We start from the raw sequence: 14,178 nt of genomic DNA, 5'->3' as shown, positions 1-14,178 counted from the left end.
ACTCCCCCCCCCCCCCCCCCCCCCCCCCCCCCCCCGCACCCCCCCCCCCCCCCCCCCCCCCCCTCCCCCCCCCCCCCCCCCCCCCCCCCCCCCCCCCCCCGGGCCACCGTCGCTTCGCCAGGGGGCGTTCTGTCCGGGAGACGGTCATTCGCTAGGCATATCCAAGATCTGTGCTATTAAATCCCTAACATTGCATGGCATGTGGGGGAGTTAATGGCTTCTTTCGAAGGTCGCCTTCTGGGGCGGGCGACCGAGCTGGCGGAGCTGGCCCGGTTGGCGGAGTCCACCCTCGCGGGCGTGGGGCAGGCCGGTTTCGTGGTGGGGGAGGCCGGTCTGGGGAAGACCGCGGTGCTCGAACAGGCCGCGGCGGACGCGCGGCGCAGGGGCGTACAGGTGCTCTCCGCGAGCGCCCACAACCTGGCGCAGCCCTGCCCGTTCGCCGTCATCTCCAGCTGCCTGGGGCTGGCGGAGTCCCCCTCGGACGACCGGCGGGCGCAGGCCGCCGAGGTCCTGCGCGGCGATGCTCGCTACGGTGTGCCGGGCGCCAGGAGCGAGGCGGCGGGGGCGGCCGCCGCGACGATCGAGGCGATGGTCGGGCTGGTCGAGGACCTGTGCGCGCAGGGGCCGCTGGCCCTGTTCCTCGACGATCTGCAGTGGGCCGATCCGGCGAGCCTGGCCGTGCTGCACAAGCTGGTGCGTTCGGTGCATCAGCTGCCGCTTCTGGTGGTCGGCGCCCATCGGCCCGTGCCCGGAGCGGGGGACGTCGCCCACCTGTCACGGAGCCCGATAGCCGGCAACCGCACCCTGCTGGAGCTGGCGCCACTGGAAGCCCGGGACGTGGCGGCCCTGCTGGCGGACCTGTGCGGCCGGGAGGCCGGCCCGCGACTGCGGCGGATGGCCGAGGGCGCCGCCGGAAACCCGCTGTACCTCACGGAGTTGACCGCCGCGCTGCAGCGCGAGCACGCCATCGAGACCGTCGGGGCCACGGCGGAGATCGCCGTCGGCTGTGCGCTGCCGCCGCTGACCGCACTGGTGACCCACCGGCTCCGCTACCTGCGTGCGGACGTACTGCAGATGCTGCGCACCGTCTCCGTACTGGGCGCCGGTTGCACCACCGCCGAACTCGCAGCGGTCATGGACATCCCGCTGCGCGACCTGCTGACCGCCATGGCGGAGGCCGAGGCCGCCGGGATCCTGAGGGACACCGGCCAGAGCCTGCGCTTTCGTCATGAGCTCATCAGGGACGCGCTGTACGACGCCGTGCCGGGGTCGGTCCGGGCCATGCTGCACATGAGAGCGGCGCAGCGGCTCGCCGAGGCCGGCGCGGCTCCCGAACGCGTTGCCGAGCACCTGCTCAACGGGGTGCCGAGCCCGGAGTTCCTGACCACATGGCTGGAGCGAGCCGCGGCCCGGCTCACCACCCGGGCCCCCGCCATGGCCCTGCGGCTGCTCACCACGGCACTGGAACTGGGCGACCCCACGGACGCCGGGTACGGCAACCTCCGTCTGCACCACGCCGTCGCGCAGCTCTCCTGCGGCCATCTCGCGGAGGCGGAGGAGAGCGCCCGCTCCGCCCTGGCCAAGGTGCCCGAGCCAGGATTGGCATCCGTGCTGCGCTGGATCGTCATCCAGGCCGCGTTCGCCCGCGGCCGACCCGACCTGGCGCTGGCGGAGGCGCGGGCCGGAGGGCGCAGCCCCGGTGTCGCGGCGGTCGAGCGGGTCCGGCTGCAGGCGTTCAGCGCGGTGTGCCTCTTCGCGCTGGGCGACCTCCCCGAAGCCGGCGCGGTCGCCTCGCGCGCCCGGTCCGCCGCCGACGAGGCCGGCGACAGCTCCGCCCTGGCCAGCACCCTGCACGTACTGGCCGCCAAGCGCTTCCTCGAAACACCCGACGCCGAAGCGGTCGAACTGGCGCGGCAGGCCTCCCGCCTCACCCCCGACACGATGCACCCCGCGCAGTGGCTCGGGCTGCAACTCTCCCTGGTCAACTGCTACATCGATCTCGACCTCGGGCCCGACGCCCGGCGGACCCTCGCCGCGCTACGAAGACCGGCGGAGCGCATCGGAGGGGTGTTCCTGCCCTGGTACCACCTTTCCTGCGCACTCCTGGCGTTCCACACGGGGCGCTGGGACGACGCGCTGGCGGAGATCGAAGCGGGGCTGGACTGCGGGGACCAGGCCGCGATGAGCCGGGCGCTACGGGCGATGGCGGCGGTGATCGCCGTACACAGAGGCCGGCGCCCCCTCGCCGAAACGCAGCTGGCCGTCGTGCTGCCCGAGCTCGACAACGCGACGGTCGCCGCCTTCTACGAGTACCTGCCGATGTGCGCGGGCGCCCTGCTGGACGAGGCGCGGGGCGAGGACCGGCGGGCGTACTCGCGGCTTGCCGAGGCGTTCGACGAGGGCGTCGGCCATCTGCCGGGCCAGCTGATCCTGGGCTTCCTGACCCCCGACCTGGTCCGACTCGCCCTGGCCCAGGGGGATCACGACAGCGCGCGACGCTACGCCGCCGCCGCGCAGCGACGGGCCGAGGACAGCGGCGGCCTCTACCACCTCGGTGACGCCTACCGCTGCGAGGGTCTGCTGAGCGGGGACCCCGATCTGCTCATGGAGGCGGTCCGCTGCTACCGCAACGCACCGCGGCCCCTCGACGCGGCACACGCCTGTACCGACGCGGCCGAGGCGCTCGCCCGCCGCGGGCGCCTGGACGACGCCCGTCTCCTGCTCGACCAGGCGCTGGAGACGTTCACGGGGCTCGGCGCGGTCTGGGACGCGGCACAGGCGACGTCCCGGCTGCGGGCGGTCGCCGTCCGCCGCGGCTCGCACCGGGCCCGAACCGGTGTCCGCGACGGCTGGCAGGCGCTCACCCATACGGAACGCCTGGTCGCCGAGCACGTGGCCGAAGGGTGTTCCAACCCCGAGATCGCGGCGCGGCTGTCCATCGCCCGAAGCACCGTCAGCACCCATGTCTCCAGCATCCTCAGAAAGCTGGCGATGACCTCGCGGGTCGAGATCGCCGCGGAGGTGACCCGTCGGCGCCCGGCCTAGGGCCGGGGTGCGGCGGGCCGACGGGGTGTTCCCCGGCCCCGTTCGCGGAGGCCGGGGAACCGTCCGACGGCGTGCCGTCAGATCACGAGATGGCGGGCGGTGCGCCGGTCACCGGTTGTCGACGCACTCCTTGGCGGTGCTGTCGCTCGTGCACAGCACGAGGTTGCTGCTGAGGTCGTCGGTACCGTCGACGGCGGGGAGCGTGGCGGTGCCGTCGCCGGACCACTTGTCACCGAGGTCGTTGGTGAACGTCCACTTGCCCGTCACCGTCTTCATCAGCTGGCCCCGCATCGCCCAGCTGTAGTTGTTCGGCTTCACGGATATCTTGTTGGCGTCGCTCACGGTGTTGGTCTGGGTCCAGGAGTGCTCGTAGCGCGCGCTGATCGCGCTGCTGACCTTGACCGAGACGACCTCGATGTTGACCCCGACCTCGCTGGTGACGGTGATGGAGCTGCCCACCGTGTTGGACTCGGAAGAGGTCTGCGTCCAGGTGATGGTCCGGTCGGCCGGATCGGTGCTGTTGTTCCACACGTTGGAGCTGACCCGCTTGAGGTTCCCCACGGACGCCACGCTGTCACCGGTGACCGTGTAGTCACAGGACTTGATGACGCTGGAACTGTTGCTGCACTGCTTGAGGGCGTACGCGGTGGCCAGATCCGACAGAGTGGGGCCCGTGGACCCCGGGCTGGGCGTCGGACCGATGATCCACTCCTGGTTGCCGCGACCGTGGCAACCGTCGAGGCCGACCGTCGTGCCGTCGTTACCGCTTCCCCCGAACACGTCCATGCACTTGTCGTTGTTGACGTTCCGGATCAGGTAATAGCCGCCACCACCGTCCGAGGGCTGCAGATACCAGTTCTGCTTGGTGTTGGTCGGGTCGCAGTACACCGGCTCGACGAGATGGTTGTTGTCGGTGTTGAAGTCGAGGCACTTCTGTGTCTTGTCGTTGCGGATCAGGAAACTCCCGTCACCGTTGGGCAGGATGCTCCAGTTCGCCATCGGCGTCTTGTTGACGACGATCTCGGTCCCGTAGTCGGGCGAGTCCTTCGCCAGGTCCAGGGACGGCGCGAGGCCGTCCGCCTGGGGCAGGCGCGGTGACAGCGACAGGCCCGCCAGGGCGGAGGTGTCCGCATGTGCCGTGCCGGTCGTCAGCGGAGACACCGACGTGGCGAGCGTGGCGAAGGCGACCGCGGCGAATGCGGCCATCGTGCGCCGCACCGGCCCGTGAGGGGTCGACTCGGTGATCATGATTGGTCTGTTCTCCTTCGGCAGTTCTTGCCTGCGGGGCGGGTCAAGGGAAGGAGGAGGTGCTCCGCCCCTGGCTGCGGCCCGCCGCGGCGGTGTCAACGTACGGGCGTCCACGCGGCGTTACATCCGTCAACTGACGGAGGCTTTTCGGGACGAGCGGCGGCAGCAGGAGACGGCCGGCGTGATCGACGGCGGATGTCGGCCGAGCGCGTCAGCTGCTTTCGCTGCGGTGGCATTGCGTACGTTCGAGGCGCGCCGATACGGTAGGAGGTTTTTCACTCTCGGAAGTCGGGCTCTCGCGACGAATTCCGTCGCGCCCCCTGAGGATGAGCAGTTAGCCTCCGCCTGGACAGGGCGAGACTGGTGATCACGAAGGGGCCGGGCGTGGAGACTGGGCGTGCGAGGACCGGACGTGTGGACCTGCTGCTCGACCAGTTCGACTGTGCCAGGCAGATGGCGCAGGTCCGGCTGGCGGGACTCGGCGACGAGGAGCACCTGTGGGAGCCGGCCCCCGGCTGCTGGTCGATCCGGCGCCGGGGCGAGGCGGTGACGCCCAGGGCGTTCGGGCCGGGTGACTGGGTGCTCGACCAGGGCGCCCCGCAGATCCCGGCGAGCGAGTACGCCGAGGTCGCCCGGCAGGCCGCCGACGGCATGACGGTCGCCAAGATCGCCGAAGACTGGGGCGTGAGCGTCGAGCGGGTCGAGCAGGTCCTCGCCCACACCGGACCCCCGGAGCCCGACCAGACCCCTGTCACCACGATCGCGTGGCGGCTGGGGCACCTGCACTGCTGCTTCGCGGGCGAATGGGAGTGGGCCTTCGGCGAACGGCGGCGGGACCCGAAACTGCTGGTCGACTTCACCCCCGACGCCACCTCGGCCCTTGAGCGGTTCTGGGCGCTGATCGACCGCTGGCGCGACGGCCTGGCCACCGTGACCGACGAACAGCTCGACACGATCGGCCTCTCGCAGTATCCGTACGGCTCCCACCCGGACGACCCGTTCGTCGATGTGCTGTGGGGGGCCAACCTCGAATTCATCCACCACATGGCAGAGATCGCGCTGCTCCGCGACCTCTGGCGGACCCGCTCCACCACTCGCGGGTAGCCCCGGGCGCTCCGCGAGGGTGCACGACGGCGCCCGTCGGTGCGATCGGTGCGATCGGCGCGAGGCGCCCGTCGCCGCGCCCGCGGCCTTCGCGGGCCGAGTCCGCCGCGTCACACAGGGCACAGTCGTCACAGGTGCATCCGAGGTGAACATGAGTGCGGTGTACTGCCAGACCCAGGTTGGCGAGAAGCGGCCCCCGAACGGCAGGTGTCGCTCGCGGCGTCGTCACGGGTGGTGTGTGCAGTTCCTCTGATTCCGCTTCCCTGGGCGAGCCGGCGGAGCCGGTGCGGTCGGCGGTGTGCGGCGGCGACTCCCGTGCGTACGGGAGCCAGAGCCCGCCGGGGCGGGGTACGGCCGTGATCGGCGGAACGTTTCGGGAGTTGTGGACTCCTGCCATTCCCATGGGTAATGAACGGAGCGTCAGTACGGCAGAAGCATGCGGGTTCCAGTCAAATCCCCCGAAGCCCCCTCTGGCTGGAAATCCGGGCCATGACAATTCAGCAGTGCAAACTGCATGGCCGAACGGAAGGAACGAGGGTGATCCGGGTCTTGGTGGTCCATGAGACACGGCTGGTGCGATCGGGGCTTGCTGCGTTGCTGCGCGATGAGGAGGGCATCGACGCCATCGCGTCCTGCTGGGCGAGCGCTCCCAGACGAGCGCGTTCCTTCCGGCCTCAGGTGTGTGTGGTGGACGGTGACTCCGCGGGGTCGCCGCAGCCGACGAGTCATCCCGGAGGGCCGGGCTGCGAACTGCTCGTGCTCGCCAGCTCCTGCCGGCCCGGCACCCTCCGGCGCGCCGTCGCCGCCAAGGCGCGTGGGTTCGTGGACAAGGACGCCCCGCCCGACCGGTTCCGGCACGCCATAAACCAGGTCGCGGCGGGAGAGCGGTACGTCGACCACACGTTGACACTGGACTTTCTGCAGGCCGCCGACATGCCCCTGACGGCAAGGGAGTTGACCGTACTCTCGCTCGCCGCGGGTGGGGCGTCCGTTCCGGAGATCGCAGGCGAACTGCATCTGAGCAGCGGCACGGTGCGCAATTACATGGCCGCGATCAATCGCAAGACCGGCGCCCGGAACCGGGTCGACGCCATTCGCATATCGCAGGGGGCCGGCTGGCTGTGAGGCCGCCCCGTAAGAGGTCTACCGCATGTCGATCAGTCGTCGGGCGGCGACCAGCGCACCGTCGGTGCGTACGTCGCCGGCGACGCTTCGCGCCCGGCCGGCGACCTTGCGGTCCAGGGCGTGGCGGAGAGCGCAGAGCAGCGAATCGGCGGTGGGTTCGCCTGCCGGGTGCGCACTGCCGATGCCGAGCCGGTCGACGCGGCGGGCGAAGTAGAACTGGTCGAACATCTGCGGGACGACCACCTGTGGTGCCCCGGACGCCGCGGCGGCGGTGGTGGTGCCCGCGCCACCGTGGTGCACCACCGCGGCGACCCGACGGAACAACGCCTGCTGGTTCACCTCGCCGATCGACAGGCAGTCCGGCTCGTCGTCCACGAGGGAGAGATCGGCCCACCCACGCGAGACGATCACCCGCCGTCCCAGCGCGCGAGCCGCTTCGATCACCGCCTTGGAGACGCCCTCGGGCGCGCGCACGCTGCCGAACCCGCAGTAGACGGGTGGCTCGCCGGCTTCCAGGAACGACGTCAGCTCGGCGGGCAGCGGTCGGTCGTCCGACAGCAGCCAGGCTCCGGTCTGGAACACCTCCAGCTCGGCCGGCGCCGGCCAGGGCGCCAGTGTCGGATCCGCGGCCAGCCACGGAGCGCTGGTGAAGAGGTGGTTGCGGATGTCCTCGACCGTGGGCAGTCCGGCAGCCGCACGGTGCGCGTGGAGGGCCGCCCGGAAGGTGGTGTTCCAGCGTTCGGCGTCCTCGGCCCACAGCGTGCCGTTGTCGACCGATCCGTCCGCCGGCTGCTGTCCCAGCATCCCGAAGACCGGCGGTGCGTGGTGCGCGGACGGCAGCGTGATCGGAGCGAACGCGGCGTACACGTAGCCGATGCCGTGCTGCTCGGCCACCGAGTGCGCGGCGAGGGCCAGCCCGCCGCCGCCCACGACGACGTCGCAGCCCTCGGCGGCCGCGCCGAACGCTTCGAACTGCGCGGCGACCGTGCCCTCGACCATCCGACGCCGCTGCTCGGGCGTCGGGACGGCGGTGGTGCTCCGCTTCGCCGTGCCGTGCAGCTCGGGGCCGACGGGGAGACAGCGGACTCCCAGCGACTCGGCCCATTCCTGGAAGTCAGGGGGTGCGCACACCACGGCCTCCTGCCCCAGTTCCCCCAATTGCCTGGCCAGTGCCACCACTGGCTGGACTTCCCCACGTGACCCGATCGTGGACAACAGAAACCGCATGGTGCTCCCCGTCTCGTGCTGGACTCCGGCTCCGACTCCGGAATACGGGAAGCGATTTTGCCCCTTATGGGGGACCTTGCGGCAAGGCCCCCCACCTGATATACGGTGAAAATGGCGGGAGGAGTCGTTCACGCAACTGCTCGGCGGGCCGGGGCCCTTACCGCGACCGGCCGTTGGCTTCGGTCCGGCGCACCACGATTCCTGGAATTTTCCGCGAGGTAACAAGCGCCGCGTACCGTCTTACGGATGAGCACAGTGGTGAATGGAGACGGGGCGGTCCCAGGCGCACGGATCCGGCCCGGCACCGGGGACGACCTCGAAGAGCTGACCCGGATCTACAACCACTACGTGAACGAGACGCCGATCACCTTCGACATCGAGCCGTTCACCGTGGAACAGCGCCGGCCGTGGCTGCTGGCCCATCCCGACTCCGGCCCCCACCGGCTCCTCGTGGCCGAGGAGGGCGGAAAGCTCCTCGGCTACACGACCAGCAGTGCGTTCCGGCCGAAGCCGGCGTATGCGACCTCCGTGGAAACCAGCGTCTATCTGGCGCCCGAGCATGTGGGGCGCGGCGTCGGCGGCCTGCTGTACGCGGCGCTCTTCGAGGTACTGGAGCAGCAGGACGTCCATATGGCGCTCGCCGGAATCGCCCTGCCCAACCCGGCGTCGCAGCGGCTCCATGAACGCTTCGGCTTCCGGCCCGTCGGTGTCTACGAGCAAGTCGGGCGGAAATTCGGGAGGTTCTGGGACGTGGGCTGGTACCAGAAGCCGCTCAGATCACTGGGGTGAGACCTTGTGGACGGTGGTGTCGTCGGAGTCGAGCCGTCGTCCGTCCGCGGACAGCACTTCCAGTGCGCGGAGGCGACGTCCCTGTCGGCGGTCGACCAACTGTGAGTGCGGTTCGTCGGGGGCGAAGAAGTTCTGTTCGCCCCACTGCCGCAGTGCCACGATGACGGGGAAGAGCGCCTTGCCCTTCGGGGTCAGTACGTACTCGCGGTAGGCGCTGCCGTCCGAGGCGGGGACGGATTCGAGGACGCCGCCGGCGACCAGGGTGCGCAGCCGCGCGGTGAGGATGTTCTTCGCCACGCCGAGGCTGCGCTGGAACTCCCCGAAGCGCCGGCTTCCGTCGAAGGCGTCCCGGACGATCAGCAGGGACCACCAGTCGCCGATCGCGTCCACCGACCGGGCGACGGGGCATTCGCTGTCGTCGAAGCGCGTCCTGGTCACCATGGCGTCCCTCTCTCACTTGGTTGCAACATGCTACCAGCAGGGTTACCGTCGCCACTGGTAGCAAGTTGAAACCAGAAGTGCGGAGGAGAGCTGATGCCCGGAAACGGTGAGGCTGTGACACGGCGGACCGAGGCCAGAAGCGGGGAGGGGCCCGCGTTCGTCCTGTCCCGCGGCGTCGTCGCACTGTTCGCGGTCGCCTGCGGGGCCGCGGTGGCCAACGTCTACTTCTCCCAGCCGCTCCTGGTGACCATGGGCCACGACCTCGCCATGAGTCCGGCACTCGTCGGCAGCGTGGTCACCCTCACGCATGTCGGATACGGGCTGGGACTCTTCTTCCTCGTGCCGCTGGGCGACGTGGTCGACCGCAGACGGCTCATCGTGGCCCAGTTACTGCTGCTGGTGGTGGCACTGGTCGTGGTGGCCGCCGCCCACACGGCGGCGCTCCTGCTCGTGGGCATGGCCGCGACAGGGCTTCTCGCGGTCGTCACGCAGACCCTGGTGGCCTTCGCGGCATCACTGGCCCCGCCCGCCGGGCGCGGCCGGGTCGTCGGCCTGGTCACCAGCGGCGTGGTCATCGGCATCCTGCTCGCCCGCACCGCATCCGGCCTCATGGCCGATGTCGCGGGCTGGCGCTCCGTCTACCTCGCCTCGGCGTCGCTCACCGCTCTGCTCGCCCTGGTCCTGTACCGAGTGCTGCCGCGCCACAGTGACGCGCAACCGACGACCCTGCGCTACGGACAGCTCCTGCGCTCCACGATCGCTCTGTTCGCGCGGGAACGACTGCTGCGGCTCCGGGCCCTGTTCGGTCTGCTGGTCTTCGCCTCCTTCAGCACCCTGTGGAGCAGCGTCGCGCTGCCGCTCAGCGAGGCCCCGTACTTCCTGCCCCACAGCGCGATCGGGGCGCTGGGGCTGATCGGTGTCGCCGGCGCGCTGGCCGCGTCCGTGGCGGGCCGCCTGAACGACCGCGGACTCTCCCGGCGGACCACCGGCCTCGCCCTGGCGCTGCTCGCCGCCTCGTGGTTGCCCTTGGCCTTCACCCACAGCTCGCTGTGGGCCCTGGTCGTCGGTGTGATCCTGCTCGACCTCGCCGTGCAGGCGGTCCATGTCACCAACCAGACCCTGATCTACGCGCTGCACCCGGACGCGGGCAGCCGGCTGATCGGCGGATACATGGTCTTCTACTCGATCGGCAGCGCCACCGGCGCCCTCGCCGCGACCTCCCTCTACACGCTGGCCGGCTGGGGCGCCGTATGCGCACTGGGTGCCGCCTTCAGCTGCCTCGGGCTCGTGCTGTGGGCGTGCACCCGGCACGGCCTTGGTCGTCACCGGCCCCTGTCGGCGGATTCCGGTTGCCAGTTGCCGGCCAGCTCGCGGTAGAGGGGCGAGCGGTCCAGCAGTTCGGCGTGGCTGCCGACGGTGGCCCGGATCCCGTCCAGCACCAGGACGCGGTCGGCGCGTTGGGCCGAGGTGATCCGGTGGGCGATGACGATCAGGGTGCCGGGCCGGTCGGCGAAGGCCTGCTCGGCTCGCTGCTCGGCCATGGGGTCGAGGTGGCAGGTGGCCTCGTCGAGGAGGACCAGCGGCGCCGGCGCGAGGTGGGCCCGGCCGAGCGCGATCAGCTGGCGTTCGCCCTGGGACAGCGCGGCCGGATCGATCCGTGCGTCCGGACCACCCAGCCGGGCAACCAACGGGCCCATCCCCACGGCGTCCACTGCGGCCGCCACGGCGGCGTCGGACGCCCCGTCAGGACACAGATAGAGCAGATTGTCCCGCACGGTGCCGGAGAAGACGTACGCCTGCTGTGGGATCAGCACCCGGCGGTGGGACGGACCGGGACAGGGGAGGTGAGGGCGGCCGGGCTCGGCATCGGGACGGGGACCGGGCGCGGCCGGCGGACGGCCGTCCACCCGTACCGTGCCCTCGGTGGGGGGCAGCAGGCCGGTGATGAGGCCGGCCAGTGTGGACTTGCCGATGCCGCTCGGACCGACGACGGCGAGGTGCTCACCGGGCTCCACGACGAGATCGAGGTCGTGCAGGACCGGTTGCGCGCCGGGGCCGTAGGCGAAGGCCACCGCACGTAGTTCGACCCGGGGGCCGGTCGGATCGGTCAGGCTCCCGGAGCGTGGTGCGGCGGTTCCGGGCTCGGAGGCGGCTGTGCCGCAAACGGAGCCGGCGTGGTCGGCCGCGGCCGTCCCGCCCCGCGGGGCCCGGTCGCAGGACCCGGTGAGCCGGTCCAGCACGACCAGGAGCCGGGTCCCGGCCGAGCCGAGCGCGTTCATCAGGGTGTGCAGGGCGGGCAGCAGGGCCTGCGTCAGATACGTCAGGGCACCGAGCACGGTCCCCGCGGTGAGCTGCTGCCGCAGCAGCCAGGGCGTGCTGAGGAGCAGCAGGAGGACCGGCAGCTGGCCGGCGACGCCGAGGGCGAGACAGCGGGCCGCGGCCCAACCCGCCAGGCGCCGGGCCGCCCGTGCCTCGGCGTCGATCAGGCCGTCGGCGCGCCCCTTGACGGTGCGGTGCGCGCCGCAGGCGGCCACGTCGCGCAGCCCGGCCGCAACGGCACCGAAGTGGGCCGAGAGCGTTTCGTCGGCCTGGAGGAAGGCGCCCTGTTGACGTGCCATCGGGCGCAGCGTGGCCAGGAACAGCAGCAGTCCGACGACGAGGGGCGGCAGCACGATCAGCAGCAGCTGCGGAGCCAGGGAGAAGAGTCCGAGCAGGGCCCCCGCGGAGGTGAAGACGAAGGAACGGGCCACCAGGACCAGTCCGGCGAAGCTGTCCCGTGCGAGCTCCGTCTGGTTGGTCAACCGCGAGACCACCGCGGTGTCCGCGGCGCGGGCCGGATCGGCGACCGCCTGGTCCAGCGCGCGGGTCACCACGGTACGGACCAGGCCGTCACGCAGCGGTTCGACCAGGTCCGCGAGCCCGCGGAAGACTCCCCGGCCGGCGGCCCCACCGAGGACGACGGCCACCGCGGCAACGGCCAGCCAGGCCATGCCCGTTCCGGTGCGGCCGGCCAGAAAACCGTCGTCCAGGGCCTTGGCCACACCGTAGCCGCTGACGAAGGTGTGCCCGGTCTCCAGCAGGGACCAGCCGCCCATCAGCAGCAGCACCCGGGTGCGGCCCCGTAGGAAGCGGAGCGCCCGCGGCAGCAGCCGGGCCGTCGCCGCCGTCATGAGGAGGGGCCCGGGTCCGGGGCGGTGGGGGAGAAGACCGCGCGGTAGTCGGGGTCCCGCCACAGCAGATGGTGCGGCGCGACCGCCCGTATCCGGCCCTCCTCCAGCCAGGCGACCAGATCGGCGCGGGCGGCCGAGGACAGCCGGTGGGTGATCAGCAGCCGGGTGCCCGGCCGTACGTCCTGCAGGAGCGCCCGGCTGACATGGTGCTCGGTGACGGTGTCCAGGCTGGAGGTGGCGTCGTCGAGGATCAGCAGACGACCGGCGTGGGCGAAGGCCCGGGCCACGCCGAGGCGCTGGAACTCGCCCCCGGAGAGGGGCGCGTCGGCCAGCGGTGTGGCGTAGCCGCGCGGCAGCAGCCGTATGAACGGATCGGCGCCGGCGGCGCGGGCCGCGGCCTCGATGCCGCAGGCCGGGACCGGCCGGGGCCCGAACGCGATGGCCGCGCCGACGGTGTCGCCGAAGAGCGCCGGCCGTTCGAAGGCGTAGCCCACTTCTCGGCGCAGCCGCGCCGGATCGGCCTGATCGAGCGGCACCCTGTCCAGCAGCACCGTGCCGTCGTCGGGATCGGCGAGCCGCCCCGCGACGGCGGCCAGCAGGGACTTGCCCGCCCCCGACCGCCCCACCACGGCCATGGTGATCCCCCCGGGCACGACCAGATCCACACCGCGCAGCACGGGCACGCCGTCGCGGGCGAGGGTGACCCCGCGCAGTTCGAGCCGGCCACGGCCGTCGGCGGGCAGCAGCCGGGAACCGTGCCCCGCCGGGGGCAGCGCCAGTAGTCCGCCGATGCGCCGGGCCGCGGCGCGGCTCCGTACCAAGGCGCTGAGCTGACCGGTCAGCCCGCCCAGGCCCGCGGTGAGTGCCGCGTACCGGGAGGCGGCCAGCAGTCCACCGACGGTCAGGGCGCCGTGGGCGAGCCGGATCCCGCCCACCGCGAGGACGGCCGTGGTCAGCAGCGGCACCAGAATGCTGCTGCCGACCACCGCCCGCCCGTACACCTGCCACATCAGCCGTCCCTGTGCGCCGAGTTCGGGCAGCGGGGCCAGGACGCGGTCGGTTTCCCGGCGCGCGGTGCCCGCGGCGGCGATCGTCCGGGCCCCGCCCAGCGCCTCGACGAGCCGGGAGGCGATCTCCGCCTGTACGCGTTGATAGCGCCGGACGCTGTCGGAGGAGCCCCGGGCGAAGGCCCGCAGCAGCAGGGTCAGCAGGGGGAGCCCGGCCAGGAAGACGGCCGCCAGCCAGATGTCGGTGAGGGCCAGTGCGACGAGGGCCCCGACCGGGGTGAGCAGCGCGGCGAGGGCGGCAGCCGCCGTGGTGGGCGCGTATCCGGCCTCGGCGGCGTTGCCCGTGAGGCGGTTGACCAGATCGCCGGTCGTGAAGCGATCGGTGGCGCGCAGCGGGCCGAGCGACAGCAGATGGTCGATTCCGCGGCGGCGCAGCCAGGCGGTGCTGCGGGCGGTGGTGATGCCGCCGGTGAGCGTCACCAAGGCGTCCAGCAGCACCTCCGCCACCAGCAGGACGGCACTCAGCGCGAGGGCGGTGCCCGCTCCGGGCGCGGAGTCGAGCGCGAGGTCGAGGGTGTGGCCGAGTACGGCGGGCAGCGCGACGGCCGTGGCGGCGGAGGCCGCGCCGAGGAGGCCGACGGTGATGGTGCGCAGCAGGCTGTGCCGGAGCGCACCGGCCAGGACACTTCCGGCGTCCGATTGCCGCGTCGGCGAGGTGGGCCCGGGCGTGGGGGACGGACGAGGGACCATGCGAGGGACCGGGCCTCCTTCGGACGTGTCCACGCGGGTGGGCTGCATGCGGGTGGGCGGGTTCCGGGCAACAGGCACCCGGAACCCGCCCTCCTCGTCGCTACGGGACCTCGGGCCCCGCGGCGACCGGCAGTCAGTTACAGGTGGTGACGCTCAGGCTGCTGTCGCCGCAGAGCAGCAGGCTCGCGCGGCTGCCGGTGTGCAGCTCCTCGGTGGCCTCGGGCTTGGGCGTCTCCATCGTCTGCAGGTCGAGAAGCGACATGATGATTCCT

The 14,178-nt window shown here is 71.9% G+C and carries 11 protein-coding genes; 5 read left to right on the top strand and 6 right to left on the bottom strand.

Features of this window, described 5'->3' with window-relative positions:
- The first annotated feature begins 213 nt into the window (after positions 1-213).
- Positions 214-3,045, top strand: coding sequence for a helix-turn-helix transcriptional regulator (locus tag AC0680_RS13010; protein WP_478627629.1), 2,832 nt, complete (start codon positions 214-216; stop codon positions 3,043-3,045).
- 108 nt (positions 3,046-3,153) lie between these two features.
- On the opposite strand, the gene AC0680_RS13005 is transcribed toward AC0680_RS13010, so the two are convergent.
- Positions 3,154-4,293: a ricin-type beta-trefoil lectin domain protein gene (locus AC0680_RS13005; protein ID WP_478627626.1), complete on the bottom strand. Its 1,140-nt coding sequence runs from the start codon at positions 4,291-4,293 to the stop codon at positions 3,154-3,156.
- Between the two features lie 384 nt (positions 4,294-4,677).
- Between AC0680_RS13005 and AC0680_RS13000 the strand changes: the two genes are divergently transcribed.
- Together AC0680_RS13000 and AC0680_RS12995 are read left to right on the top strand one after the other, a co-directional pair.
- A complete protein-coding gene (locus AC0680_RS13000; RefSeq protein WP_478627625.1) occupies positions 4,678-5,397 on the top strand; it encodes a DinB family protein in 720 nt (239 codons plus the stop codon).
- A gap of 489 nt (positions 5,398-5,886) precedes the next feature.
- A complete protein-coding gene (locus tag AC0680_RS12995; RefSeq protein ID WP_478627623.1) occupies positions 5,887-6,522 on the top strand; it encodes a response regulator transcription factor in 636 nt (211 codons plus the stop codon).
- 18 nt (positions 6,523-6,540) lie between these two features.
- Here AC0680_RS12995 and AC0680_RS12990 read toward each other — a convergent pair whose 3' ends face one another.
- Positions 6,541-7,749, bottom strand: coding sequence for a glycosyltransferase (locus tag AC0680_RS12990; RefSeq protein ID WP_478627620.1), 1,209 nt, complete (start codon positions 7,747-7,749; stop codon positions 6,541-6,543).
- A 246-nt stretch (positions 7,750-7,995) separates the two neighbouring features.
- Here AC0680_RS12990 and AC0680_RS12985 point away from each other — a divergent pair, with 246 nt between their 5' ends.
- Positions 7,996-8,538, top strand: coding sequence for an N-acetyltransferase family protein (locus AC0680_RS12985; RefSeq protein ID WP_478627618.1), 543 nt, complete (start codon positions 7,996-7,998; stop codon positions 8,536-8,538).
- Here AC0680_RS12985 and AC0680_RS12980 read toward each other — a convergent pair.
- The gene (locus AC0680_RS12980; RefSeq protein WP_478627616.1) at positions 8,527-8,979 is read right to left on the bottom strand and encodes a winged helix-turn-helix transcriptional regulator; all 453 of its coding nucleotides are present in this window, start codon (positions 8,977-8,979) and stop codon (positions 8,527-8,529) included. The two genes, AC0680_RS12985 and AC0680_RS12980, sit on opposite strands and share 12 nt — an antisense overlap.
- A gap of 93 nt (positions 8,980-9,072) precedes the next feature.
- Here AC0680_RS12980 and AC0680_RS12975 point away from each other — a divergent pair, with 93 nt between their 5' ends.
- A complete protein-coding gene (locus tag AC0680_RS12975) occupies positions 9,073-10,356 on the top strand; it encodes an MFS transporter (protein ID WP_478627614.1) in 1,284 nt (427 codons plus the stop codon).
- Here AC0680_RS12975 and AC0680_RS12970 read toward each other — a convergent pair.
- From AC0680_RS12970 to AC0680_RS12960, 3 genes are all read right to left on the bottom strand, one after another.
- Positions 10,302-12,149 (bottom strand): ATP-binding cassette domain-containing protein, encoded by a 1,848-nt coding sequence (locus tag AC0680_RS12970; RefSeq protein ID WP_478627613.1) that lies wholly within the window; start codon positions 12,147-12,149, stop codon positions 10,302-10,304. The two genes, AC0680_RS12975 and AC0680_RS12970, sit on opposite strands and share 55 nt — an antisense overlap.
- A complete protein-coding gene (locus tag AC0680_RS12965; protein ID WP_478627610.1) occupies positions 12,146-13,906 on the bottom strand; it encodes an ABC transporter ATP-binding protein in 1,761 nt (586 codons plus the stop codon). Before AC0680_RS12965 ends, AC0680_RS12970 begins: the two co-directional genes overlap by 4 nt.
- A gap of 133 nt (positions 13,907-14,039) precedes the next feature.
- Positions 14,040-14,168 (bottom strand): SapB/AmfS family lanthipeptide, encoded by a 129-nt coding sequence (locus AC0680_RS12960; RefSeq protein ID WP_136738041.1) that lies wholly within the window; start codon positions 14,166-14,168, stop codon positions 14,040-14,042.
- Positions 14,169-14,178: the final 10 nt, after the last annotated feature.

It is taken from the genome of Streptomyces sp. NPDC043738 (assembly GCF_056436545.1).
Note: the sequence above shows the minus strand (reverse complement) of the source record. Positions and strands in the feature narration are given on the sequence as shown.

What these genes read in the sequence shown, in the direction of transcription:
- AC0680_RS12970 (WP_478627613.1), bottom strand. Translation starts at nt 12,149, where the DNA reads ATGACGGCGGCGACGGCCCGGCTGCTGCCGCGGGCGCTCCGCTTCCTA.
- AC0680_RS12995 (WP_478627623.1), top strand. Translation starts at nt 5,887, where the DNA reads ATGACAATTCAGCAGTGCAAACTGCATGGCCGAACGGAAGGAACGAGG.
- AC0680_RS12990 (WP_478627620.1), bottom strand. Translation starts at nt 7,749, where the DNA reads ATGCGGTTTCTGTTGTCCACGATCGGGTCACGTGGGGAAGTCCAGCCA.
- AC0680_RS12965 (WP_478627610.1), bottom strand. Translation starts at nt 13,906, where the DNA reads ATGGTCCCTCGTCCGTCCCCCACGCCCGGGCCCACCTCGCCGACGCGG.
- AC0680_RS13005 (WP_478627626.1), bottom strand. Translation starts at nt 4,293, where the DNA reads ATGATCACCGAGTCGACCCCTCACGGGCCGGTGCGGCGCACGATGGCC.
- AC0680_RS12960 (WP_136738041.1), bottom strand. Translation starts at nt 14,168, where the DNA reads ATGTCGCTTCTCGACCTGCAGACGATGGAGACGCCCAAGCCCGAGGCC.
- AC0680_RS12985 (WP_478627618.1), top strand. Translation starts at nt 7,996, where the DNA reads ATGAGCACAGTGGTGAATGGAGACGGGGCGGTCCCAGGCGCACGGATC.
- AC0680_RS12980 (WP_478627616.1), bottom strand. Translation starts at nt 8,979, where the DNA reads ATGGTGACCAGGACGCGCTTCGACGACAGCGAATGCCCCGTCGCCCGG.
- AC0680_RS13010 (WP_478627629.1), top strand. Translation starts at nt 214, where the DNA reads ATGGCTTCTTTCGAAGGTCGCCTTCTGGGGCGGGCGACCGAGCTGGCG.
- AC0680_RS12975 (WP_478627614.1), top strand. Translation starts at nt 9,073, where the DNA reads ATGCCCGGAAACGGTGAGGCTGTGACACGGCGGACCGAGGCCAGAAGC.